This window comes from Ideonella sp., from assembly GCF_041287625.1.
Taxonomy (GTDB): Bacteria; Pseudomonadota; Gammaproteobacteria; order Burkholderiales; family Burkholderiaceae_C; genus Ideonella.
The window spans coordinates 75,712-98,046 of record NZ_JBGGNH010000071.1 but is presented as its reverse complement, the minus strand read 5'-3'; the positions used below and the strand labels follow the sequence as shown (position 1 = coordinate 98,046).

Below are 22,335 nucleotides of genomic sequence, written 5' to 3'. Positions count from 1 at the left end.
GAAAAAAGCCGCCAGTTCACTATGATGTTCGTCAAATCGAGGGTTGCTTCTATAATGCTCGGTTTAACGATCATGAAAGTCGCCCAATCCACCGTCTTGTCGGAACGCCAGTTGGCCCAAAGTGCCGAACTCGGGCAGCGTTTGGCCCGTCTGAGGCTGGCGCGTAAGGTCAAGCAGACCGACGCCGCATTGCGCGCTGGTTTGTCTCGCAACACCGTCTACCGGCTCGAAAAAGGGGATCCAGGCCTTGCCATCGGCCAGGTGCTTCGCTACCTGGAAGCCATTGCCCCCGGCAGCACGCTGGCGGACCTGCTGACCGAAGCCGACCCCGCGCTGGCCGCGTTACAGGTGCGCGAGCGCTCCAAGCGCGTGCGCGACCTGAGCGCTGCCGAACTGGACGCGCTGAACTTCTGAGCCCCAGGCGATGGCGGCGCGCGAATCCAGACTCACGGCCTTCATGCACCTGGGTGCCGCCTGGGCGCCGTGCGGTCAACTGCTGCTGACCGAGGAGGGCGACCGTCTGCTGGCGTCCCGCTTCGCCTATGGACTGAACTACCTCAAGCGTGTCGATGCGCAGGAAGTCGACCCGGTGAGCCTGAGCATTTCGGACCGGGCAGCGGTGCAAGGCAAGCAATTGCTGCCGGTTCGGAGCCTGCCGTTTTTCGGCGGCATCCGGGATGCCGCGCCCGACGCATGGGGCCGCCGCGTGATCGAGGCCAAGCTCAAGGTGCCGGCCAACAGCCTGCCCGAGTCGCAGTACCTGCTGCATGCCGGCAGCGAGCGGGTCGGTGCGCTGGACATTCGCAATGGCCTCGATCAGGGCCCGGCCGCAGGGGTTGGCGGATGGCACACGCTGGCGCACTTGCTGGAGGCGGCTGATCGCATCGAGGAAGGGCAGCCCGTGCCCGCACACCTGGAAGCCATCTTCATGGCCGGTACAGCGCTTGGCGGCGCGCGGCCCAAGGCTTCCGTGCGAGACGAAGCGGGTGTGCTCTGGCTGGCCAAATTCGCCAGCACGCACGACAGCTTCGACGTGCCCGGCATCGAATGCGCCGCCCTGCAATTGGCAGGTGCCGCAGGACTGAATGTGCCCCCGGTGCGGACGCTGATGCTGGGCCAGCGCCGCATCATGCTGATCCGTCGCTTCGACCGTTTCTGGGCCGCGCCGGGTACTGCCGTGGATGCCGAAGACGACCTCCTGGCAACGACTCCCGGCGAAGACCGAGCCGAACATCGCATGGCCTTCGTCAGTGGGCTCACCATGCTGGCTTGCGACGAAACCGAGTCACGCACCAAGGCCTATGTCGACCTGGCCGAGGCGGTGCGGCGCCACTGCCACCCCAGCGTGATTCGCCAGGACAACGAGGAACTTTTCAAGCGCATGGTCTACAACATCCTCGTCAGCAACGACGACGATCACCTGCGCAACCATGGCTTTGTCTGGGACCCACGGCTGCCGGGCTGGCGGCTCAGTCCGCTGTACGACGTGCTGCCACGCGCCAGCCTCGCGACCGAGCGCTTCCTGCACCTCGGCGTTGGCCCGCAAGGCCGCCTTGCCACGCTGGACAACGCGCTCGCGTCGCATGCCAGGTTCACGCTGTCACAGGCCCGGGCAGGTGAATTGATGGCCGAGGTGTGGCGCGCAACCCGCGAGTGGCGCGTCGCCTTCGAGTCCTCGGGCGTCTCGGACCTGGAGCAGAACAAGATCGCCCCGGCGTTTCGCCACATCGACGACGTCTCCACCCCAGGCTTGCGCAAGCTGCTGCCTTGACCCGCGAAACGCGGGCCGGTTTCAGCAAGCGTCAGCCCTTGCCGCTTTACAGCCCCACCATGCCCGCCAGCTGCGCCGTTTCCAGCGCGCCGGTCTGGCTGCCGTATTCGCCGGTCTTGCTGTTGCGGAAGACGATCAGCGGGACGCTGTCCACGCCCATTTGATCGAACAAGGCCATGTTGGCCTTGAGCTTGGCGAGCACGGCGTCGCCGGCGTTGGGGTTCACTTCGATGCCGCCCTGGCGCGCCATCAGCCGGGTTTCGTTCAGCTCCATCGCGGCGACCGGGTCGGTGGCGGCGAGGATGGTGGCGCCCTGCGTGAGCGACTGCGGGCGCAGGTAGGGCACCGGGATCCAGACCATCTTCAGCTTGCCGTGCAGCGGCTTGGACTGTTCCCACAGGTGGCCGCAGTGCGGGCAGGTGGTGTCGAAGTAGACGTAGACCGTGTTGGCTGCCATCACCGGGCCGACGGTAAAACCCTGGGCCTTGACCGACAGCTCGTAGGCCTGCTGCGGGTTGAGCTTGGTGGCCGAGGGCGCCGCGGCCTGGGCCGGTTTTTCGCTGCAGGCGGCCAGGCCGGCGGCCAGCAGCATGCTCGAGGTCTTGAGGGCGAAGTGTCGACGGTTCACTGCGATGTCCTTGGGAAAACGGATGGAAATGGCACGCTGCCGCGGCTGGGACCGCCGCTACCAGATTTGGTTTCAACGATTATCCGCAGGCTTTGGCCGACCCGCCGCCGGGCGGCTGCGTTCGACCGACGAACGGTGCGGGCGGCGGCGGCGCGACTTTGGCGCTCCCATCGCCATGGCATGCTCGCAGTTCCGCCTCCTGGCTGACGCAGCGCATGCTGCCCGTTCCATGGCCGATGCTCAAGCCCCGCTGCCGAACGACCCCACAGGCTCAGCCACCGCAGCCCCGCCCGCGCCCGCCGCGGCCCGGCTCGCGGGGCTGAAGATCCAGCGTGGCGGGCCCGCTGCGGGCCGGCGTCGGCGGCGGCGCTGGCCCGCTGCGGTGGCCGTCATCGTGGCGGCCGGTGTGTTCTGGTTCCTGCTGGTGCCGCGCCGGGCCGAAGTGCAGTCCACCCCGGTGCAGACGGCCTATGGCTCGCAGCAGTACCAGCAGCTGGCGGCCTCCGGCTATGTGGTGGCCCAGCGCCGTGCCGCGGTCGCCTCCAAAGCCACCGGCCGGCTGGTGGAGCTCAACGTGCGGGAGGGCAGCCTGCTGAAGAAGGGCGACCTGATCGCCCGGGTGGACGCCAGCGACGTGCTCGCCAGCCTCGGCGCGGCCGACGCGGGCGTGCGCCAGGCCGAGGCCGCGCAGAGGCAGGCCGAAGCCTCGTTCACGCTGGCCCAGGTCCAGCAGGCCAATGCGGAAGACGACCTCAGGCGCGTGCAAGGCCTGGCCGGGCAACACTTCGTGTCCACCCAGGCGGTCGACGCCGCGCTCACCAGGGCCCGTGCCGCGCAAGCCAGCACCGCAGCCGCGCGCGCTGGCGTGGAAACCGCCCGCGCCGCCATCGGCCAGGCCCGCGCGCAGGTCCAGGTGCAGCAGGTCAACCGCGAGTCCACCGACATCCGCGCCCCGTTCGACGGCGTGGTGCTGGTCAAGAACGCCAACGTGGGCGACCTCATCACGCCGTTCTCCAACGCCTCCGGCAGCCTCGCCGCGGTGGTCACCATGGCCGACATGGGCACGCTGGAGGTCGAGGCCGACGTGTCCGAGTCCAGCGTCGCCAAGGTCAAGGCCGAGCAGCCGGTCGAGATCACGCTGGACGCCATTCCCGACGTGCGTTTTCGCGGCAGCGTGGCCCGCATCGTGCCCACGGTGGACCGCGCCAAGGCCACGGTGATGACCAAGATCCGCTTCGAGCAGCTGGACCCGCGCGTGCTGCCCGAGATGAGCGCCAAGGTCACCTTCCTGTCGCAGGCGGTGACGGCCGAGCAGCAGAAGCCGCTGCAGGCAGTGAACCCCAAGGCCATTGCCGAGCGCGAAGGCAAGCCGGTCGTCTTCCGCATTGGTGAAGACGGCCAGGTCGAGGCCGTCCCCGTCACGCCGGGCCGCCAGCTCGGTGAGCTGCGCGAGCTGGGTGGCAGTGGGCTGAAGACGGGCGACAAGCTGGTGCTCTCGCCGCCCGAGAAGCTGAAGTCCGGCCAGAAGGTCAAGCTGGTCACCGCGGCGCCGGGCGCGAAGTGAGCATGGCCGCAGACCCTACCATGACCGCCGCCGCGCCGCTGATCCGCATCCGCTCGCTGTCCAAGGCCTACCGGCGCGCCGGCCAGGCCATCCCGGTGCTGCTGGACATTCACCTGGACGTGGCGGCCGGCGAATTCGTCGCGCTGATGGGCCCTTCGGGCTCCGGCAAGAGCACGCTGCTGAACCTGATCGCCGGCATCGACCAGCCCAGCAGCGGCACCATCGAGATCGGCGGCGCGGACATCGCCACCCTCAGCGAAGGCGAGCTGGCCGACTGGCGCGCCGCGAACGTCGGCTTCATCTTCCAGTTCTACAACCTGCTGCCGGTGCTCACCGCGTTCGAGAACGTCGAGCTGCCGCTGCTGCTCACCTCGCTTTCGGCCCGCGAGCGCGGCGAGCGGGTGGACGCGGTGCTGGACATGGTCGGCCTGACCGACCGTGCCGACCACTACCCCAACGAACTCTCCGGCGGCCAGCAGCAGCGCGTGGCGATTGCCCGCGCGCTGGTGACCGACCCGGCGCTGATCGTCGCCGACGAACCCACCGGCGACCTGGACCGCACGACAGGCGGCGAAGTGCTGGCGCTGATGGACGCGCTGGTGCGCGACCTCGGCAAGACCATCGTGATGGTCACGCACGACCCCAAAGCCGCCGCACGCGCGCAGCGCATGGTGCACCTGGAAAAAGGTGTGCTGGTCGATGAGGTCACTGAATAGGCGTCGACAAGTGTTCCTGCTCAAACTGCTGCTGCGCAACGCCTTCCGCCACAAGCTGCGCACCGCGCTGACCATCGTCGGCCTGGTCGTTGCCGTCAGCGCCTTCGGCCTGCTGCGCACGCTGATCGGTGCCTGGTATGCCGGCGTGGAGGCCAGCTCCAGCACGCGGCTGGTCTCGCGCAGCGCGATCTCTCTGACCTTCTCGCTGCCCATCAGCTATGCCCAGCGCATGAAGGCCATCGACGGCGTGACGACCATCAGCTGGGCCAACTGGTTCGGCGGCATCTACCAGAGCGAGCGCAACTTCTTCCCTCAGTTCGCGGTGCATGCCGAGACCTACCTGAAGCTCTATCCCGAATACGTGCTCAAGGAAGAAGAGAAGATCGCCTTCCTGAAGGACAGGCAGGGCGCCATCGTCGGCCGCAAGCTGGCCGAGACCTACGGCTGGAAGATCGGCGACCAGATTCCCCTGCGCGGCACCATCTACCCCGGCACCTGGACCTTCACGCTGCGCGGCATCTGGGACGGCGCCGAGAAGAAGACCGACGAAGGCCAGATGCTGTTCCACTACGAGACCATCAACGAGTTCATCCGCAAGCGCGCGCCGCTGCGGGCCGACAACACCGGCGCCTTCATCCTCGGCATTGACCAGCCGCAAAACGCCGCCCTCATTGGCCGCGCGGTGGACGCCGAGTTCAAGAACTCGCTCGCTGAAACCCTCACCGAAACCGAAGCCGCCTTCCAGCTCAGCTTCGTCTCGATGAGCGAAACCATCCTCGCCGCGATCCAGGCCGTCAGCTACATCATCGTCGTCATCATCATGGCGGTGATGGCCAACACCATGACCATGACCGCCCGCGAGCGCCTGGCCGAATACGCCACGCTCAAGGCCCTGGGCTTCTCGCCCGGTTTTGTCGTCAAGCTGCTGTTCGGCGAAAGCCTGGTCATCTGCATCATCGGCGGCCTGCTGGGCGTGCTCGTCACCTTCCCCGCGGTGCATGCCATCGCCAAGGTGCTCGGCTCCTTCCTGCCGGCCTTCGAGATCACCGCGCTGACCATGGGCCAGCAAATGCTCGCCGCGCTGATCGTCGGCGTGGTCGCCGCCGCCTGGCCCGCCTGGCGCATGAGCCGGGTCGACATCGTTCAGGGCCTGCGCCATGTGGCCTGAAGAACGCGAGCGCTCAGGCCAGCGCCGGGCCGCCCCAAGCGGCCTGAGCACCCTCTCGGAGGGTGGTCGCGGTTTGCCGCGGCCGGGTGCGCCATGAAACAGATACCTCTGAGCTACATCGCCCGAAACTTGTGGGTTCGGAGGGTCACGACGCTGCTCACCGCCGGCGGCATGGCGTTGGTCGTCTACACCTTCGCCACGGTGTTGATGATGAGCGAAGGCATCCGCGCCACGTTGGTCGCCACCGGCCGGCCGGACAACGTCATTGCGCTGCGCCGCGGCGCCGGTGCCGAGATCAACAGCGGCGTGGACCGGGCCCAGGCCAACCTGCTGGCCACGCTGCCGGACCTGGCCCTCGGCCTGGACGGCCAGCCCATGATCAGCAAGGAAATGGTGGTGCTGAACTCGCTGCCCAAGCGCGGCAGCGGCACGCCCAGCAACGTCAGCATGCGCGGCACCGGACCCACCGGCCTGGCGCTGCGTCCGCAGGTCAAGCTGATGGCCGGCCGCTTCTTCCGGCCCGGCACGGCAGAGATCGTCGTTGGCAAGGCCGTCACCACCGGCTTCGAAGGCACGCAACTCGGCCAGCGCCTGCGCTTTGGCGGGCGCGACTGGGAGATCGTTGGCGTGATGGACGGCAACCACACCGCCTTCGACAGCGAGATCTGGGGCGACGCCGAACTGATGATGCAGGCCTTCCGCCGCAATGCCTTCTCCATCGTGCTGTTCCGCCTGTCAGACCCGGCCGGTGGCCTGGCCCATGTGCAGTCCCAGCTCACTGGCGACCCACGCGTGATGGTGGAGCTCAAGCCCGAGATCCGCTTCTACGAAGAGCAGAGCGAAGCCCTGGCCAAGTTCATCAGCATCCTCGGCACGGCGCTGTCCATCATCTTCAGCATCGGCGCCATCGTCGGCGCCATGATCACGATGTTCGCCGCCGTGGCCCAGCGCACCGGCGAGATCGGCACCCTGCGCGCCCTCGGCTTCCGCCGCGGCGCCGTGCTCATCGCCTTCCTGGCTGAGAGCCTGCTGCTCAGCCTGGTCGGCGGCCTCATCGGCCTGGCCGGCGCCAGCCTGATGCAAACCGTCAACATCAGCACCACCAACTTCCAGACCTTCGCCGAACTCGCCTTCCAGTTCAAGCTCACGCCCGCCATCGCCGTGCAGACGCTGGTTTTCTCCCTCTTCATGGGCTTCATCGGCGGGTTCATTCCGGCCTGGCGGGCGGCGCGGCTGAAGATCGTGGATTGCTTGCGGGCGGCTTGAGCGAATCCAAGATTTGCGTATGTACTTCGATTGCCAATGAGAGGGCTTTTTTACAGTCACGTTGAAAGTTATGACTTTCCTCAGACGACCTGAGTCAAGAACTGCGCATCGCTTTCTGTCAACATGATTGCTTCTGAATTCTCTTTCTTGGGCGAAATACGGTTTTAGAGAGGGAGGGTGTGCACCGATTGCGGGGTGGCGATTAAGTCTTAAAAGGGATTTTGCTAATAATTATGTGGCTTGGATATTTGCAAATAGTTTGCAGCGCGTATTCAACTCCTTTGGCTGACAAATCTGGCTGGTGGCAAGGGCCTATGAGTATTTCGGCCGGTGCATATGTCTCGTAATTCTCCCATTTTACCTTTCGAGTGGGAAGCTTGAATTTTAGGTAGGGGATAGGCAAATTTCTGGCTGCTCTGTAATTCATTTCGCTTTCCCTCAAGGCGACACGGGGGGTGTTTATGGTTTTTACTAATCTCCACTCCTTTTCTTCTTGAAACGCCGGGTGTTTAACCTGTAGTGCAATAGATAGTAGGCCCGCGTGGGCTGCGGCGAACTCAGTTTGCCGCGACTGACTGTCCAAAATCTTGCACGAATTAACCAAGTCAACTACGAATTTCTGAATCAAATCGCGTTGCTCATGTTCGTGGTATACGCATTTCACAAGTGAAAATTGCTGCTCTGCCGCCGCCGCCGCTAATGACTTTGTGTCCAATCCAATGCTAATTCCGCCGCCTGGCGGACAATAGCCGCGCCATTGACTCAGTAAATCTCCTGCCTCGGTTAATGATACGGTAAAAGCCATCTGCTTTGATGCATCTAAGGGGCCCTTATTTTCCAGAAAACTTTGATAATGGTGAAGGCAAGAAATCCCATCGCTATCTAAGCAGGGTTCTATATCCACAGCCGTATTAAATATTCTCCACATTACCTCGTGGGCATATTTCCCTTCAGATGAATCATTCAAGAAATCCAAATGTGTTGCCCAGAGTTCTCCTGATCTCAAGATTCCTAGCAAACCATCTACCGATGTGTAATGATAAAGAATGTCAGGCATGCGGCGTTCCTTAAGTGGTAGGTAATTCTGCCATCTGAATATCAGACCATGCCTAAAATCTTTAGGCTCCATCTAGCAGATGGATGTTGTTAGGGGTACGTGTTCACGGGGTACGCCAGCCTGGCCAGCTGGGAGCCGGAAATCCTGTGTCGGTACGCGCGAGGCAGAAGAGGATCTCGAAAGGTTGTTCGACCACGCCTTTGAGCGTGAACTGAACAGCGTTGCGGGCGATCTCGACATCCCGATGAAGGCCATTGAGGCCATCCGCCAGGCCTGCCGATTCCTGGCCGTCAGCCCGTTCAGCTGCCGCAAGGCGGACGCCAGTCCCTTCGCCCGAGAACTGATCATTCCGTTCGGCGCCACCGGCTACGTCGTGTTCTTCGAGATCATGGATTCGGGTCGGGTTCACATCGGTGCCATTCGGCACCAGAGGGAAAGCGACTACCACTGAGCGGCTGGTCGCCGACACGCTGTTCGACACGCCCGTTGAAAGCAGGCGCATGCACCGAAAACGCAACAAGGTGACAACCATGGCCAGGCTGACTGTTCGCGACATTTCCGATGAGCTGCATCGCGCCCTGCGAACCCGCGCAGCGCAGCACGGGCGCAGCATGGAAGCCGAAGTGCGCGAGATCCTGGCGTCCGCTGTCGGCTCTGAGGGCCGGATCAAGCTCGGCTCACTGCTCGCGGACATCGGCCGACAGGCGAGGCTGACCGACGAAGAGTTCGCTGTCTTCGATCACGTGCGCAACAAGGCGCCAGCCAATCCGCCCAGCTTCGAATAACCCCGCCGGACACCAACGTGGCGTTGGAGCCCATGCGCACCGACCCAGCTTCCGGGTGCAGGTTCATCGGCACGAAGCGGCCTGCAGTACCGGTCGCCGCTGCGTCCCCTTGAAAGGGGTCAACCCCTGGCTCCCATCCCACGATGTCGTGATGGAATTGGCCGGGTCACCCGGCCAGGCCGCCGGCAGCCGCCCCGCCCTGCTGCGTTGCACCCACACTCCGGCACCCGCGCCATGACCAGCCCCCGCCCCTTCACCCCCCGCAGCGTGTGCGACGGCATGGCCGCGCTCTATGGCGCCACCGGCACCGAAGCGGCGCGCCTGCGTGGGGCGCAGCTCAATGCGGTGGTGCGGCTCACGCCGTTCACGATGGTGGCCAACGTGGGCAGTGCCTCGGTGGTGCTGTGGGTGTTCCGTGGCGCCATCCCGCCGGGCATGTGGCTGTGGTGGCTGGTCATCCTGGCGATGTCGGGGCTGGCCGCGTTCAGGTGGTGGCGCATGCGGGCCCAGGTGCTGGAACGGGCCTCGCGGCGCGCGCTGCACCATGCCACCTTGCAGGCCGCGTTGCTGTCGGGGGCCTGGGCGTTCATGTTGATCTGGTTCCCGGCTGCCAGCACGGCCCAGCAGCTGGCACTGGCGACGCTGGTCACCGGCATGCTGGGCGCCGGCACCTTCGTGCTGGCCAGCCTGCCCTGGGCCTGCATGGCCTACGCCGCGATCTACATGTTCGCCTCGACCTCGGCCCTGTGGCTGGCGGGTGATCCGCTGTATGCCGGCGTGGCGGTGCTGCTGATGCTGTACACGCCGACCGTGGTGCTGGGCGCGTTGTTCAGCTGGCACAAGGGCACGGCGCAGTTCCATGCCGAGGCCCAGGCGGTGCAGCGCGAGCGGCTGCTGGCGGTGCTGCTGCAGGACTTCGAGCAGCATGCTGGCGAGGCCTTGTGGGAGTTCGGGCGGGACGGTTGCGTGAGCCACCCCTCGCCGCGCCTGGCCGAATTGCTGGAAGCGCCGGAGGCCGAATTCCGCCGGCAGCCGCTGGTCAGCCTGATCGCCCGGCGCAGCCCGCTGGCGGCTGCGGCGCTGCAGCAGGCGCTGGACGCAGGCCGGCCGTTTCGCGACCTGCCGCTCACGCTCAACGGGCCCGGCGGGCCGCGCCACCTCAAGCTCAATGGCAAGGGCCTGCTGGACGAAGAGGGCCGGCTGCAGGGCTGGCGCGGCGTGATGGCCGATGCCACCGACACGGTCGAAGGCGAGCGCCGCCTGCGCGAGCTGGCCAGCACCGATTCGCTGACCGGCCTGGCCAACCGGCTCACGCTGCGGCAGGCCTTGTCCGAGCAGCTGCGCGAGGGCCGCCGCGGGGCCTTGCTGAGCATTGACCTGGACCGCTTCAAGGCCGTCAACGACAGCCTGGGCCACAGCGCGGGTGACGAATTGCTGAAGCTGGTGGCCGAGCGGCTGCGTGCCTGCCTGCGCCCCGGCGACCTGATCGCCCGGCTGGGCGGCGACGAGTTCGCGGTGCTGATGGCGCATTCCGACCAGCGGCCCGACGCCAGCGCGCTGGCCGAGCGCCTGATCAAGGCGCTGGCCAAGTCCTTCGACCTGCAGGACCGCCACCAGCAGGTCGGTGCCAGCGTGGGCGTGGCGCTGCTGGACGGCTCGGTCGCCGGCGTGGACGAGCTGCTGGTGCAGGCCGACACGGCGCTCTACGACGCCAAGGCTGCCGGCCGCGGCCGGCACACGGTTTATTCCGACGCGCTGGGCGAGCGCAGCCGGCGCCGGCTGGACATCGAACACGGGCTGCGCCAGGCGATTGCGCAGGGCGAGCTGGCGCTGCACTGGCAGCCCAAGGTGCACATCCGCGACTGGCGCATCGCCGGTGCCGAGGCCTTGATGCGCTGGCGCCATCCGCTGCTCGGACCCATTTCGCCGCTGGAATTCATCCCGGTGGCCGAGCAATGCGGCCTGATCGGCGCGCTCGGACAGTGGGGCCTGCGTGAGGCCTGCCGGGCCGCCGCCGGCCCGCTGGCCGGGCTGCGCGTGTCGGTCAATGTCTCGGCACTGCAGCTGCAGGGCACCGGCTTCGTCGCCAGTGTGCGCGAGGCGCTGGAAGACCACGGCCTGCCGCCCGGCATGCTGGAACTGGAGATCACCGAATCGGTGTTCATTGACGATGCCCAAGGCGCCCTGAGCCAGCTGCACGCGCTGCATGCACTGGGCGTGCAGATCGCGCTGGACGATTTCGGCACCGGCTATTCCTCGCTGGCCTACCTGCGCCGCTTCCCCTTCGACACGCTGAAGATCGACCGCGCCTTTGTCAACGAGGTGCTGCTGCGCGAGGACGCCCGCATCATCGTGCGCACCATCGCCCAGATGGCCACCGCGCTGGGCATGAGCACCGTCTGCGAGGGTGTGGAATCGGCCCAGCAACTGGCTGCGGTGAGCCAGGCCGGCTGCGAGCAGGTCCAGGGCTACCTGGTCTCCAAGCCCCGCACGCTGGCCGAGTTCGTCCAGCTGCGCAGCGAGTGGCTCAGGTCGCCACCGGTCTCGGCGCAGCTGCATTGAGGTGCCGGCCGGGGCAGCCGCGCATTAGGCCTGCGGGCCATCGGCCTCGGCAAGCAGCGCTCGAAACTGCAGCACGTTGCCTTCAGGATCGTGTCCGTCGAGATGCCGCTGCCCCTGCCAATCCCATGCACGCGCCAGCGGCAGCGTGCCACCGCCAGTGGCTGCCGCCTCGGCCCGCACCCGGGTCAGGTCGTCCACCAGGAACGAGCACTTGATTGGCGTGTCCTCTCGGCGGACCGGCGGGTCTTCGATGGTGATCTGTGCAGCGATGGCTTCTGGCGCTTGCACGATCGTCAGCACCATCGCGTCGTCGCCCAGCAGCACAAAGGCTGGCGTTGCCTCCAGCGTGGCCAGCGCCAGCGTCCGGCGGTAGAACTCGGCCAGGCGTCGCGCGTCCTTGGCGTAGATCACGTTGCTGCAACGGACAGCCGAGGGGGATTGGCGTTGGTTCATCGCGGTTCCGGTTGAACAGGCTGGCCTGAGGCTAGCACCCGTGGCTCCGCCGTTTCCGCGACAGCGCCAGGCCCAGCACCAGCAAGCCAGCAGCGACCGCAAACGTGACCCGCATGCCATGTGCCACTGCACCCGGCTTGGCCATGCCGAAGTCGGTCGCTCCCACGCCCCAGGCAAACACCGCGCCCATCAGCGAGGCGCCGGTGATCAGGCCGAGGTTGCGCGAGAGGTTCAGCAGGCCGGAGATCACGCCGCGCTGGTCCGCCGCCACATCAGCCATCACGGCCGTATTGTTGGCGGCCTGGAACAGCGCGTAGCCGACGGTGAGCAGCGCCAACGGCACCAGGTAGCCGGCAATGCCGAACGCGCTTGGCGCCAGGCACAGCGCCAGGCAGCCGGCCATCATCGCGCCCAGGCCGAAGCGGGTCACGCGGGCGGCGCCGAAGCGGTCGACGCTGCGGCCGGCCGGCAGTCCGGTGAGCGAGGAAATGACCGGGCCGACCGCGAGTGCCAGGCCGACCTGGGCCGTGCTCAAGTGCAAAGCGTGGGCGAGGTAGAACGGGCCGACGACGAAGGTGGTCATGATGACGGTGGCGACCAGTGCGCTCATCGCCAGGCTGGCGCGCAGCGCCGGTTCGCGGAACCTGGCCAGGCGGATCAAGGGTGACGCCGCGCGGCGCTCGGCCGCGATGAACAGTGCGCCGCCCAGGCCCGCGGCGGCCAGCAGCATCAGGTTCAGCGTGCCGAGGTGGCCGCGGCCCCATGTCATGGCCATGGCGTAGGCGGCCAGCGTCAGCGCCAGCAGCACGGTGCCGGCATGGTCGAAACCAGGGCGCGCCATGGCGGGTTGTTTGGCGGCACGGTCCGCCGGCAAGTGGCGCCACACCAGGCACAGCGCCAGCACGCCCAGCGGCAGGTTGACCCAGAAGATCGCCTGCCAGCCGAAGTGGGCGATCAGCACGCCGCCGAGTGACGGACCGAGCGCCGTGCCCACGGCCGACATGGTGCCCAGCAGGCCCATCGCGCTGCCGGTGCGGGCCTTGGGCACCGCCTCTCCGACGAGCGCCATCGTCAGGGTCAGCATCACTGCCGCACCCAGGCCCTGGGCCGCGCGGGCGGCGATCAGCAGCCACAACCGGTCCGCCATGCCGCACGCGCCGGAGGCGATGGTGAACAGCGCGATGCCGGCCAGCAGCAAGCGACGCCGGCCCACCAGGTCGCCCAGCCTGCCCACGCTGACGATCAAGGTGGTGCTGGCCAGCAGGTAGGCCAGCACGACCCACTGCAACTGCTGGAAGGATGCATGGAAGGCTTCGGCCAGCGTGGGCAGCGCGACGCTGGCGATGCTGGTGCCCAGCGAAGGCAGCAGCATGCCCAGCGCCAGGCTGCCCAGCACCCAGCGCAGGTTGGCAGGGGGCGTTGCGCTGGCTGCGGCGGCGGGGTTGTTGGCAAGGTTCATGGGCATGGCGCTGAAGATAGGCGTTCAAGCGACACGGCGGAAGGCGCAGCATTTGCACTTCATTCGTGCATGCGGCGCCATATGATCGCGGGCACGCTTTGCGCCACCATGACCCGCCCCGACCTCAACCTGCTCGTCACGCTGGACGTGCTGCTCACCGAAGGCAGCGTGGCCGCCGCCGCACGCCGGCTGCGGCTCAGCCCTTCGGCGATGAGCCGGGCGCTGGCGCGGCTGCGCGAGGCGACGGGTGACCCGCTGCTGGTGCGCGCCGGGCGGGGGCTGGTGGCCTCGCCACGTGCGCTCGAACTGCGCGAGCAGCTGGGCTCGCTGGTGCAGGCGGCCGAGGCTGCGCTGCGGCCGCAGAAGCCGCTGCGGCTGGACCAGCTGGAGAAGACCTTCACGCTGCGCAGCCGGGAAGGCTTCGTCGAGGGCTTTGGCCCTGCCCTGCTGGCCCGCATCGCCCGCGAGGCACCTGGCGTGCGCCTGCATTTCCTGCCCAAGCCGGACAAGGACAGTGCGCCGCTGCGCGATGGCAGCGTGGACCTGGAGACCGGCGTGGTGGGCGACCGCATGGGCCCGGAGGTGCGCGCGCAGGCCTTGTTCCGGGACCGCTTTGTTGGCGTGGTGCGGGCCGGCCATGCGCTGGCCGAAGGGGGCGAGGTGGCGCTGGCCCGCTACCTCGCTTGCCAGCACATCGAGGTCGCGCGCCGTGCCGGCCCGTCCGGCCGGCAGGGGCCGGTGGACGAGGCGCTGGCCGCGACAGGCCAGGCGCGCGACATCGCTACCACGGTGGCCGGCTTCTCCGCCGCGCTCGCGCTGGCCCAGGCCACCGAGCTGGTGGCCAGCGTGCCCGAGCGCCACGCCGCGGGGCTGCACGGCGGCATGCACCGCTTTCCGCTGCCGTTCGCCGTGCCGCCGCTGACCGTCTCGCTGCTCTGGCACCCGCGCCTGGAGGCCGACCCGGCGCAGCGCTGGCTGCGCGGCTGCGTGCGAGAGGTGGTCGCAGAGGTGCTGGGCGGCGACCCGCTGGGCTTTCCCGGTTGAACCTTCAGCGCGCTGCGCTGGTCCGCCAGACCACGTTGCCCACGTCGTCCGCCACCAGCAGTGCGCCCTTGCTGTCGATCACCACGCCGACCGGCCGGCCGTGCGCATCGCCCTGGTTGTCCACAAAACCCGTGAGCACGTCCACCGGCGGGCCGGCAGGCTTGCCGTTGGCAAAGGGCACGAACGCCACCTTGTAGCCCACCGGCGGCTTGCGGTTCCACGAACCGTGTTCGCCGATGAACATGCCGCCGGCAAACGGCGCCGGCAGCGCGGTCTTGTCCGCCGCGGCCAGGCCCAGTGCGGCCACGTGCGCGCCCAGCGCGTAGTCTGGCGCAATCGCCTTGGCGACCTTGTCCGGGCTCTGCGGCTTGACGCGGTCGTCCACATGCTGGCCGTAGTAGCTGAAGGGCCAGCCGTAGAAGCCGTCCTGCTTGACCGAGGTCAGGTAGTCGGGCACCAGGTCGTTGCCGAGTTCATCGCGCTCGTTGGCCACGGTCCACAGCGTGCTGCCTTGCCAGGCCATGCCGTTGGGGTTGCGCAGGCCGGTGGCGAAGACCCGCTTGCTGCCGCTGGCGCGGTCCACTTCCCAGATCGCGGCGCGGCCCTCTTCGGCGGCCAAGCCGTTTTCGGCCACGTTGCTGTTCGAGCCCACGGTGGCGTAGAGCTTGCTGCCATCGGCCGAGGCGATGATGTTCTTGGTCCAGTGGTGGTTGATGTTGCCGGCTGGCAGGTCGGTCAGCTTCTGGCCCTTTTCGGTGATGCTGGTCGCGCCGGGCGTGTACGGAAAACGCACGATGGCGTCGGTGTCGGCCACGTACAGCTCGTTGCCCACCAGCGCCATGCCAAACGGCGAGTTCAGGCCCTGGATGAACACCGTCTTGGTCTCGGCCACGCCATCGCCATCGGCGTCGCGCAGCAGCGTGATGCGGTTGGGCGTCTGCACGCCGGCGCCGGCCTTGGCCTGCACCTTCTTCTGCACCGCGCCTTTGATGCCCTTGCTGTCGTCCGGCTTGGGTGGCGCGTTGGTCTCGGCCACCAGCACGTCGCCATTCGGCAGCACGTACAACCAGCGCGGATGGTCCAACCCGGTGGCATAGGCGTTGACGGCCAGGCCGGCGGCAGCCGCGGGCTTCTCACCGGTGGCCCAGCCCTTGGCCGGGGCGATCTGCATGGTCGGCAGCAGGCTCTTGTCGACCGGCTTGATGACCGGGTTCGGGCCCACGGTGTCGGCGGGCGAAGCCACCGGGCCGCGGCCCGCTTCGACGATCCCGGCGCAGGCCGCGAAAGTGGCCAGCGAGGCCGCGAGCGCCGCGAGTTTGAGGGGTGCGGAAAAGGCTTGGGGGGACATGGGGGCGAGGTCGCATGAAGGGCGGCGGGGCCGCGATGCGCCATGCTGGTCCACCGCGCGCCCCGCGGCTGTCAGCCCCCAGGCCTATCCAGTGTGGGACTCGACCTTCACAGCATGAGCCATGCCAGCAGCACGCCCACTGGCAGCGTCAGGTAGGGCGGCTGCTTCAGCCGCCAGACCAGCAGCCAGGCCACCGCCACCATCAGCCCGCCCTGCCACGACAGGCCGTGCCCCGGCAGCTTCAGCAGCAGCGAAATTGCGCCGCCGGCGATCAGGCCGACCACTGCGCTGCGCACACCCAGCATGGCGTGCTGGAAGCGGCGCGAGCCTTTGAGCTGCTCGGTCATGCTGTTCACGCCCACGGCGATCACCGCGGTGGGCAGGTAGATGCCCACGGTGGCGATCAGCGCGCCGGCCAGGCCGGCCACCTGCATGCCGGTGAAGGTGGCGATGCTGAGGATGGGACCCGGCGTGACCTGGCTGGCCGCCAGCCCGGCGCTGAAGCTGGCATGGTCCAGCCAGCCCAGGTGGTCCACGATCAGGCCTTCGAGCATCGGCACCATGACCAGCCCGCCGCCGAAGAGCGTGGTGCTCAACCCGCCAAAGACCAGGCCGACCTTGGCCAGCAGCACCTCGGGCAGCAGCGCCGGTACCACCTGGAACAGCGCCAGACCCGCAGGGGCGATGCACAAGGCCAGTGCCAGAGGATGCAGGCGGCGCTGCGCGGCCTCGGGTGCCACCACCTTGGGCGCAGGCCAGGTGAACAGCGCCACCAGCGCGGCCATGGCCAGCACGTAGATGGCCGCGCCCCAGTACGGCACCGCCAGCAGCAACACGCCGCAGACGACCGCCAGCCCCCGCTCCTTCAGGCCCGGCGTGGCCTTCTTGGCCTGGTTGAAGGCGGCCTGCCCGAGGATCATGGCCAGCGGCGGCAGCACGCCCGCCATCAGCGCGCGCTGCAGGTCGGGATGCTGCGCCAGCAGCGCGTAGCCGCCCCACAGCATCAACGTGATCACGAAGCCCGGCAGCACGATGCCGGCCAGCGCGGCGGCAAAGCCGCCCCAGCCGGCCAGTCGGTAGCCCATCACCGCCAGCGCGTTGACGGCCTGGGGGCCCGGCAGCATCACGACCAGGGCGATCAGGTCGCCGAAGTCCTGCTCGGACAGCCATTGGCGCTGCTTGACGAAGCGTGTCTGTGCCTGCGCCAGCAGCGCCATGAAGCCGCCCCAGGCGGTCAGCCCCAGCACCATGCAGTCGGCGAAGAGCAGGGCCTTGCGCGGGCCCGGCAATGCTTCATCGGGTGGCGAGGACGGGGTCACCGCGGTGGTGTTCATGGCGGCGCCTCGTTCAGGCCGCCACGCCGCGGGCGCGGATGGCGGCCAGCAGGTCTTCCTGCGGTTTGCGGGCAGCGGCATCTTCGGGGGAGAGTTCCTCCCGCACCGCGGACTTGCGGCGGCGGTTGTCGGCGTCCAGCGCCTTCACCGCGGCCTCATCGTAGCGGCGCGGCAGGTCCTGCTTGCCGACGAGTTCCAGCTCGTAGTCCAGCGCCCCTAGTGCGTCGCCGGCCACCGACTCGAAGTCGATGATCTCGTCGCGGGTCAGGCCCTTGAGCCACTTCTTGCTGTTGCCGGCCATCACCGGTTGCTTCACGTTGGCCCACATCTGGCCCGAGGCTGCGGTCTTGCTGGCTTCCTCGGATTGGTGGAAGTCCAGCATCGCAGGATGGAAGTCGATGCCCAGCCAGCGACACAGCAGCTGCAGCGTGGACTCCGAGTTGCGGGTCAGTTCCTCGTAGGACAGCGCCAGGTACTGGCTGGCCGGCACGCGGCGGCCGCATTCCAGCGCCAGCGTCTGCTCGCGCTGCCACTGCTGGGCCACGTGATAAGCGGTCTTCTCGCCCACCACCGCCTTGAGGAAGGACAGGCACACATCGCGCCCGTCACGATAGAGGTACAGGTAACGCGCTTCGCTGCCGAAGTAGCGCTCGATCTCGGGCAGGAAGTGCACGTTGGCCAGGGACTTGCACATCCAGTGCGCCTTGCCGTTGGCTTCGGCCATGCGGTCCATCACCGCGCCGAACACGGCCACCAGGCTGTTCTCCCTGCAGCGGGCGCGGATCTCGGCCCGGTCGAATGACACGCCCCAGGGCACGGGGTTACGCTCGATCATGCTGACGGCGTCGTCGATCAGCTGCTCGAAGTTCGCCTCGTCCTGCAGGTCGCCATAACGCGGCAGCAGGGGCGTGAAACGTTCGAGCAGGTGAGGCGGGTGCGGTGCCGCAATGGATTCGGCCTGGTTGACCATCAGGCGCAGCAGGTTGGAACCCGAACGCTGGGTTCCGATCATGAAGACTTTCACTGGAAACACTCCTTGAGTGGGGCCGTTGAAGGCCTCTTCTTGTGGGGTTGGTGGGGGTGCGCAAGCAGGCGCCGCTTTGTGCCCTAAAGGAAACGAACGTTCCTCAAGAGGCATGCAAGCACTGTTTGCGCATAAGCAGTGTCCAAAACTGTCCCCTGAATGAATTCGATGAACTGGCGGGGAAAAGCCCCCGCTTTTCGGCGATTGCAGGCCTTGACAGCAGGGCATGCCGCGCACTGGCGTCGGCCGCCCCGCCCGTCCGTCAGGCCGCGACCTTGCGGGCGCGGATGGCGGCCAGCAGGTCTTCCTGGGGCTTGCGGGCGGCCGCGTCTTCTGGCGACAGCTCTTCCTTCACGGCGGCCTTGCGGCTGCGGTTCTCGGCGTCCAGTGCGGCGAGGGCCGAGGCGTCGTAGCTGCGCACCGGTTCTTGCTTGCCGGCCACTTCAAGGTCGTAGCCCAGCTCGGTCAGCGAGCGGCCGGCGACCGACTCGAAGTCGATGATCTCGTCGCGCTTCAGCGCCGTCAGCCACTTCTTGGTGTTGCTGGTCATCACCGGCTTGCGCACGTTGGCCCACATCTGGCCTGATGCTGCAGTCTTGCCAGCTTCCTCGGACTGGTGGAAGTCCAGCATGCCGGGGTGGAACTCGATGCCCAGCCAGCGGCACAGCAGCTTCAGCGTCGATTCCGAGTTGCTGGTCAGTTCTTCATACGACAGCGCCAGGTACTGCGAGGCCGGCACGCGGCGGCCGCATTCCAGTGCCAGCTGCTGCTCCAGGTCCCACTGCCTGGCGACGTGGAAGGCGGTCTTCTCGCCCACCACCGCCTTCAGGAACGACAGGCAGACGTCACGCCCGTCACGGTACAGGTAGAGGTAACGCGCTTCGGCGCCGAAGTAGCGCTCGATCTCCGGCAGGAAATGCACATTGGCCAGCGACTTGCACATCCAGTGCTGCTTGCCATTGGCCTCGGCCATGCGGTCCATCACCGCGCCGAAGATGGCGACCAGGCTGTTGTCGCGGCAGCGCGCGCGGATCTCGGCGCGGTCGAAGCTCACGCCCCAGGGCACGGGGTTGCGCTCGACCATGGCCACCGCATCGTCCACCAGGCGCGCGAAGTTGGCTTCGTCCTGCAGGTCGCCATAGCTGGGCAGCAGCGGCGTGAAACGCTCCATGAAATGCGGCGGGTGCGGGGCGGCGATCGACGGGGCCTGGTTGACCATCAGGCGCAGCAGGTTGGAACCCGAACGCTGGGTGCCAATCATGAAAATTTTCATCGAGAAACTCCTTTTGGGGACGGTCCGCACCGTGGGGTCGGTATGCCGTGGGGTGAGGCGGTGCCGAGGCGATGACAGCCTGCGGCGTGAGGACTCCCCAGCTATCGGCCGCGTCAACGGCCCGTTGAGCGCAGGGGCAGCTGATGCGCGTGAAAAAACGCAAACGCTGCGGTGTGGCGTGAACGAACGACCCACCTCTGCGGCCCGGCCGTCATGAAGGGTCGGATTCCCGACACATTCGCCAAATGGGGGCTTCACATCCGCTGCGCGGGACCGAAGACCCGGACAAGGCGCCGCATCAGGGAGGCGCAAACGTTCTTCACCACCGCCCGCCATGAACCGCACCACTCTTGCTACCCGGCTCTATGCCGCCTTCGGCCTGCTGGCCGCGCTGCTCCTTCTATGCGCCGGGCTGTCCTGGCGGCTGGCGTCCACCGCGTCGACCGCGCTGGCGGTCGAGCAGGAGGCCACACTGGGCACCACGGCCATTGCGGACGCCCAAGCCGCCATCTGGGCCATGCGCCACGGCGTGGCGTACTACATGTCGCCGATCGACGCCGAAACCCGCGCCAAGGTGGCTGCGACCAGTCCCAAGCTGCGCGCCGATTTCGAGCAGGCGATGGACGCCTTTGCCAGCAAGCCGCACGGCCCCGCGGTGCAAGCCAAGGTGAGCGAGCTGCGCGAGGCGTTTCCGCGTTATGCGGAAGCGCGGGTCGAGCTGTTCAAGCTGCTGGAGGCTGACAAGATCGACGAGGCCACCGAGCTGCGCAAGACCCGCGCGAACCCGGCCGGCACGGTGGTCACCAAGGCCTTTGCCGAATTGATCGACCTGCAGCGCGAGGAAGTGAAAGATCGCAGCGGCGAAGGCGCCCGTGCGCTGGCCGCCGCCCGCATGCTGGCGCTGGTGCTGTGCGCCGCCGGCGTGGTGGCCGCCGTCATTGCCTCCTGGCGGGTGGTGCGCAGCACCATGCGCCAGCTGGGCGGCGACCCGGGCGAGGTGACGCGCATCGTGCGCCGCATCGCCGACGGCGACCTCGATTCGCCGGTGCCGGCCAACACACAGCCCGACAGCCTGCTGGGCGCGATGGGCGACATGCAGACGCGCCTGCGCCAGCTGGTCGGCCAGATCGAGCAGGCCAGTTCATCCATCGCCACCGGCTCGTCGGAGATTGCCAGCGGCAATGCGGACCTCAGCCAGCGCACCGAAGCGCAGGCCGGCCACGTGCAGCAGACGGCCAGCGCCATGTCGCAGCTGACCACCTCGGTGCAGACCAATGCCGACGCCGCACGCCAGGCCACCGAGCTGGCCGGCGATGCCCGCGCCGTGGCCGAGCGCGGCGGCACCGCGGTCAACCAGGTCGTAGCGACCATGGGCGAGATCAGCAGCGCCAGCAAGCGCATTGCCGACATCACCGGCGTGATCGACGGCATTGCCTTCCAGACCAACATCCTGGCGCTGAACGCTGCCGTCGAAGCGGCACGGGCCGGCGAGCAAGGCCGCGGCTTTGCGGTCGTCGCCACCGAGGTGCGCAGCCTGGCGCAGCGCAGCGCGGCGGCGGCCAAGGAGATCAAGGGCCTGATCGGCGCCAGCGTCGAACGCGTCGAGGCCGGCTCGGCCCAGGTCGACGCGGCCGGCCGCACGATGCAGGAGATCGTGCAGCGCATCCAGCGCGTCAACGACCTGGCTTCGGAGATCAGCCACGCCACGTCCGAACAGCGCCAAGACATTGAACGGGTCGGCAGCGCCATGATCCAGATCGACCAGACGACGCAGCAGAACAGCGCGCTGGTCGAGCAGTCGGCCGCCGCCGCCGAAAGCCTGCGCGCGCAGACCGATTCACTGGTTGGTGCGCTGGCCGGGTTCAGGCGCCAGCCGGCGCTCGCCTGACGGTCACTGCGTGATCTTCAGCCAGTTCAGGGCCCTGCTGAAGAAGCCGCGACCTCATGGCGTTGATCGGCCGACGGCTGCCACTGTGCTGGCAAGGGCAGCGCTGAAGGCCCAGAAGTCAGGGTGGGTGCGGCGCAAGGCCCAGTGGCGGGCGAGGGTGTCGAAGTCGGGCTTGCTGCGCAGTTGCTGCAGCGCGGGCAGGTCCGCGGCCTTCACGCGCAGGAAGATGTTGGAGTAGCTGCCGATCGGATCCGCCGGCCTGAAGCGTGGGTCCAGCACCGGGGCGACCAGGTTGGTGCAGACGGCGAGCAGGCTGGTGGCGAGCAGCAGGAAGGCAAAACGGTGCATCGGGACAACAAGGCGGGCAGAAGGACGACGGGCCGCATCGTACAAAGCCCGGCGGTGGCTTCAGCGTCTGGGGGCGTTGGCGGGCGGCGGCGGTCGGTCGCCAAGCAAGTAGCGCGCCCCCTGACCCTTGGCGGCTGCGGTGTCGCCGGTGTTGTACAGCCCGCAGCTCTTCAGCGACAGGCAGCCGCAGCCGATGCAGGACGTCAGCTGGTCGCGCAGCCGGGTCATCTCGGCGATGCGTGCATCCAGCAGCGCGCGCCAGTCGCGGCTGAGCTTTTCCCAGTCGGCCTTGGTGGGCGTGCGGTGCTCGGGCAGCGTGGCCAGCGCGGCGCGGATCTGTTCCAGCGTCAGGCCGATGCTTTGCGCGGCGCGGATGAAGGCGATGCGGCGCAGCTCGCTGCGCGGGTAGCGCCGGTGGCCGGCGGGGCTGCGCTGGCTGCGCATCAGGCCCTCGGCCTCGTAGAAACGCACCGCGCTGGGGGCGACGCCGGCGCGCTGCGCCAGTTCGCCAATCGTCAGCGGCGAACTGGCGCTGAAGCGGATCGATTCGGACATGGCCGTCATCCTCGCGATCAAAAAAACCTGTTGACTTCAAGTTAACTTTAACTCCGAGCATGGCGACCATCGCATCAACAGGACGCCTCGCC

21 protein-coding genes are annotated in these 22,335 nt (G+C 67.6%); 11 read left to right on the top strand and 10 right to left on the bottom strand.

Annotated elements, in window-relative coordinates:
• The first annotated feature begins 72 nt into the window (after positions 1–72).
• Positions 73–414: a helix-turn-helix transcriptional regulator gene (locus tag ACAH41_RS26750; protein WP_325649465.1), complete on the top strand. Its 342-nt coding sequence runs from the start codon at positions 73–75 to the stop codon at positions 412–414.
• A 43-nt stretch (positions 415–457) separates the two neighbouring features.
• Positions 458–1,771: a HipA domain-containing protein gene (locus tag ACAH41_RS26745; RefSeq protein WP_325649466.1), complete on the top strand. Its 1,314-nt coding sequence runs from the start codon at positions 458–460 to the stop codon at positions 1,769–1,771.
• A 46-nt stretch (positions 1,772–1,817) separates the two neighbouring features.
• Here ACAH41_RS26745 and ACAH41_RS26740 read toward each other — a convergent pair whose 3' ends face one another.
• Positions 1,818–2,399 (bottom strand): thioredoxin fold domain-containing protein, encoded by a 582-nt coding sequence (locus tag ACAH41_RS26740; RefSeq protein WP_325649467.1) that lies wholly within the window; start codon positions 2,397–2,399, stop codon positions 1,818–1,820.
• A gap of 229 nt (positions 2,400–2,628) precedes the next feature.
• Between ACAH41_RS26740 and ACAH41_RS26735 the strand changes: the two genes are divergently transcribed.
• The 4 genes from ACAH41_RS26735 to ACAH41_RS26720 all read left to right on the top strand — a co-directional run bounded on the left by ACAH41_RS26735 (position 2,629) and on the right by ACAH41_RS26720 (position 7,113).
• Positions 2,629–3,963, top strand: coding sequence for an efflux RND transporter periplasmic adaptor subunit (locus ACAH41_RS26735; RefSeq protein ID WP_325649469.1), 1,335 nt, complete (start codon positions 2,629–2,631; stop codon positions 3,961–3,963).
• Between the two features lie 2 nt (positions 3,964–3,965).
• Complete coding sequence (locus tag ACAH41_RS26730) at positions 3,966–4,679, top strand: ABC transporter ATP-binding protein (RefSeq protein ID WP_325649470.1); 714 nt, start codon at positions 3,966–3,968, stop codon at positions 4,677–4,679.
• Between the two features lie 10 nt (positions 4,680–4,689).
• The gene (locus tag ACAH41_RS26725; RefSeq protein ID WP_325649472.1) at positions 4,690–5,847 is read left to right on the top strand and encodes an FtsX-like permease family protein; all 1,158 of its coding nucleotides are present in this window, start codon (positions 4,690–4,692) and stop codon (positions 5,845–5,847) included.
• 93 nt (positions 5,848–5,940) lie between these two features.
• Positions 5,941–7,113: an ABC transporter permease gene (locus ACAH41_RS26720; RefSeq protein WP_325649474.1), complete on the top strand. Its 1,173-nt coding sequence runs from the start codon at positions 5,941–5,943 to the stop codon at positions 7,111–7,113.
• A gap of 202 nt (positions 7,114–7,315) precedes the next feature.
• Here ACAH41_RS26720 and ACAH41_RS26715 read toward each other — a convergent pair whose 3' ends face one another.
• Positions 7,316–8,170 (bottom strand): DUF2971 domain-containing protein, encoded by an 855-nt coding sequence (locus ACAH41_RS26715; protein ID WP_325649475.1) that lies wholly within the window; start codon positions 8,168–8,170, stop codon positions 7,316–7,318.
• A 79-nt stretch (positions 8,171–8,249) separates the two neighbouring features.
• On the opposite strand from ACAH41_RS26715, the gene ACAH41_RS26710 reads away from it, so the two are divergent.
• The 3 genes from ACAH41_RS26710 (at position 8,250) to ACAH41_RS26700 (ending at position 11,517) form a co-directional block, all read left to right on the top strand.
• Positions 8,250–8,621: a type II toxin-antitoxin system RelE/ParE family toxin gene (locus ACAH41_RS26710; RefSeq protein WP_370538673.1), complete on the top strand. Its 372-nt coding sequence runs from the start codon at positions 8,250–8,252 to the stop codon at positions 8,619–8,621.
• Positions 8,622–8,700: 79 nt separating this feature from the next.
• Positions 8,701–8,955, top strand: coding sequence for an Arc family DNA-binding protein (locus ACAH41_RS26705; RefSeq protein WP_325649654.1), 255 nt, complete (start codon positions 8,701–8,703; stop codon positions 8,953–8,955).
• Positions 8,956–9,189: 234 nt separating this feature from the next.
• Entirely contained in the window at positions 9,190–11,517 is a 2,328-nt protein-coding gene (locus ACAH41_RS26700) for an EAL domain-containing protein (RefSeq protein WP_325649479.1), read from the top strand.
• 24 nt (positions 11,518–11,541) lie between these two features.
• On the opposite strand, the gene ACAH41_RS26695 is transcribed toward ACAH41_RS26700, so the two are convergent.
• Both ACAH41_RS26695 and ACAH41_RS26690 read right to left on the bottom strand, forming a co-directional pair.
• Positions 11,542–11,970, bottom strand: a complete 429-nt coding sequence (locus tag ACAH41_RS26695) for a VOC family protein (protein ID WP_325649481.1) — start codon at positions 11,968–11,970, stop codon at positions 11,542–11,544.
• A gap of 31 nt (positions 11,971–12,001) precedes the next feature.
• Positions 12,002–13,429, bottom strand: a complete 1,428-nt coding sequence (locus ACAH41_RS26690; RefSeq protein WP_370538672.1) for an MFS transporter — start codon at positions 13,427–13,429, stop codon at positions 12,002–12,004.
• A gap of 108 nt (positions 13,430–13,537) precedes the next feature.
• On the opposite strand from ACAH41_RS26690, the gene ACAH41_RS26685 reads away from it, so the two are divergent.
• Positions 13,538–14,473 carry a LysR family transcriptional regulator gene (locus ACAH41_RS26685; RefSeq protein ID WP_325649484.1) on the top strand — a complete coding sequence of 312 codons (936 nt, stop codon included), beginning with the start codon at positions 13,538–13,540 and terminating at the stop codon, positions 14,471–14,473.
• Positions 14,474–14,477: 4 nt separating this feature from the next.
• Here ACAH41_RS26685 and ACAH41_RS26680 read toward each other — a convergent pair whose 3' ends face one another.
• From ACAH41_RS26680 to ACAH41_RS26665, 4 genes are all read right to left on the bottom strand, one after another.
• Entirely contained in the window at positions 14,478–15,821 is a 1,344-nt protein-coding gene (locus ACAH41_RS26680; protein WP_325649486.1) for a sorbosone dehydrogenase family protein, read from the bottom strand.
• 107 nt (positions 15,822–15,928) lie between these two features.
• Entirely contained in the window at positions 15,929–17,155 is a 1,227-nt protein-coding gene (gene chrA / locus ACAH41_RS26675; RefSeq protein ID WP_325649488.1) for a chromate efflux transporter, read from the bottom strand.
• A 13-nt stretch (positions 17,156–17,168) separates the two neighbouring features.
• Positions 17,169–18,179: a sulfotransferase gene (locus ACAH41_RS26670; protein ID WP_325649490.1), complete on the bottom strand. Its 1,011-nt coding sequence runs from the start codon at positions 18,177–18,179 to the stop codon at positions 17,169–17,171.
• Between the two features lie 262 nt (positions 18,180–18,441).
• A complete protein-coding gene (locus ACAH41_RS26665; RefSeq protein ID WP_325649492.1) occupies positions 18,442–19,452 on the bottom strand; it encodes a sulfotransferase in 1,011 nt (336 codons plus the stop codon).
• 334 nt (positions 19,453–19,786) lie between these two features.
• Between ACAH41_RS26665 and ACAH41_RS26660 the strand changes: the two genes are divergently transcribed.
• Positions 19,787–21,340 carry a methyl-accepting chemotaxis protein gene (locus tag ACAH41_RS26660; protein ID WP_325649493.1) on the top strand — a complete coding sequence of 518 codons (1,554 nt, stop codon included), beginning with the start codon at positions 19,787–19,789 and terminating at the stop codon, positions 21,338–21,340.
• A 54-nt stretch (positions 21,341–21,394) separates the two neighbouring features.
• Here ACAH41_RS26660 and ACAH41_RS26655 read toward each other — a convergent pair whose 3' ends face one another.
• Both ACAH41_RS26655 and soxR read right to left on the bottom strand, forming a co-directional pair.
• Entirely contained in the window at positions 21,395–21,688 is a 294-nt protein-coding gene (locus ACAH41_RS26655) for a fatty acid cis/trans isomerase (RefSeq protein ID WP_325649494.1), read from the bottom strand.
• Positions 21,689–21,748: 60 nt separating this feature from the next.
• On the bottom strand, positions 21,749–22,243 hold the full coding sequence (gene soxR / locus ACAH41_RS26650; protein ID WP_325649496.1) for a redox-sensitive transcriptional activator SoxR: 495 nt from the start codon (positions 22,241–22,243) through the stop codon (positions 21,749–21,751).
• Positions 22,244–22,335 lie beyond the last annotated feature (92 nt).

What these genes read in the sequence shown, in the direction of transcription:
- ACAH41_RS26710 (WP_370538673.1), top strand. Translation starts at nt 8,250, where the DNA reads ATGGATGTTGTTAGGGGTACGTGTTCACGGGGTACGCCAGCCTGGCCA.
- ACAH41_RS26750 (WP_325649465.1), top strand. Translation starts at nt 73, where the DNA reads ATGAAAGTCGCCCAATCCACCGTCTTGTCGGAACGCCAGTTGGCCCAA.
- ACAH41_RS26715 (WP_325649475.1), bottom strand. Translation starts at nt 8,170, where the DNA reads ATGCCTGACATTCTTTATCATTACACATCGGTAGATGGTTTGCTAGGA.
- ACAH41_RS26660 (WP_325649493.1), top strand. Translation starts at nt 19,787, where the DNA reads ATGAACCGCACCACTCTTGCTACCCGGCTCTATGCCGCCTTCGGCCTG.
- ACAH41_RS26695 (WP_325649481.1), bottom strand. Translation starts at nt 11,970, where the DNA reads ATGAACCAACGCCAATCCCCCTCGGCTGTCCGTTGCAGCAACGTGATC.
- ACAH41_RS26700 (WP_325649479.1), top strand. Translation starts at nt 9,190, where the DNA reads ATGACCAGCCCCCGCCCCTTCACCCCCCGCAGCGTGTGCGACGGCATG.
- ACAH41_RS26730 (WP_325649470.1), top strand. Translation starts at nt 3,966, where the DNA reads ATGGCCGCAGACCCTACCATGACCGCCGCCGCGCCGCTGATCCGCATC.
- ACAH41_RS26665 (WP_325649492.1), bottom strand. Translation starts at nt 19,452, where the DNA reads ATGAAAATTTTCATGATTGGCACCCAGCGTTCGGGTTCCAACCTGCTG.
- soxR (WP_325649496.1), bottom strand. Translation starts at nt 22,243, where the DNA reads ATGTCCGAATCGATCCGCTTCAGCGCCAGTTCGCCGCTGACGATTGGC.
- ACAH41_RS26655 (WP_325649494.1), bottom strand. Translation starts at nt 21,688, where the DNA reads ATGCACCGTTTTGCCTTCCTGCTGCTCGCCACCAGCCTGCTCGCCGTC.
- ACAH41_RS26720 (WP_325649474.1), top strand. Translation starts at nt 5,941, where the DNA reads ATGAAACAGATACCTCTGAGCTACATCGCCCGAAACTTGTGGGTTCGG.
- ACAH41_RS26690 (WP_370538672.1), bottom strand. Translation starts at nt 13,429, where the DNA reads ATGAACCTTGCCAACAACCCCGCCGCCGCAGCCAGCGCAACGCCCCCT.
- chrA (WP_325649488.1), bottom strand. Translation starts at nt 17,155, where the DNA reads ATGAACACCACCGCGGTGACCCCGTCCTCGCCACCCGATGAAGCATTG.
- ACAH41_RS26705 (WP_325649654.1), top strand. Translation starts at nt 8,701, where the DNA reads ATGGCCAGGCTGACTGTTCGCGACATTTCCGATGAGCTGCATCGCGCC.
- ACAH41_RS26745 (WP_325649466.1), top strand. Translation starts at nt 458, where the DNA reads ATGCACCTGGGTGCCGCCTGGGCGCCGTGCGGTCAACTGCTGCTGACC.
- ACAH41_RS26735 (WP_325649469.1), top strand. Translation starts at nt 2,629, where the DNA reads ATGGCCGATGCTCAAGCCCCGCTGCCGAACGACCCCACAGGCTCAGCC.
- ACAH41_RS26680 (WP_325649486.1), bottom strand. Translation starts at nt 15,821, where the DNA reads ATGTCCCCCCAAGCCTTTTCCGCACCCCTCAAACTCGCGGCGCTCGCG.
- ACAH41_RS26685 (WP_325649484.1), top strand. Translation starts at nt 13,538, where the DNA reads ATGACCCGCCCCGACCTCAACCTGCTCGTCACGCTGGACGTGCTGCTC.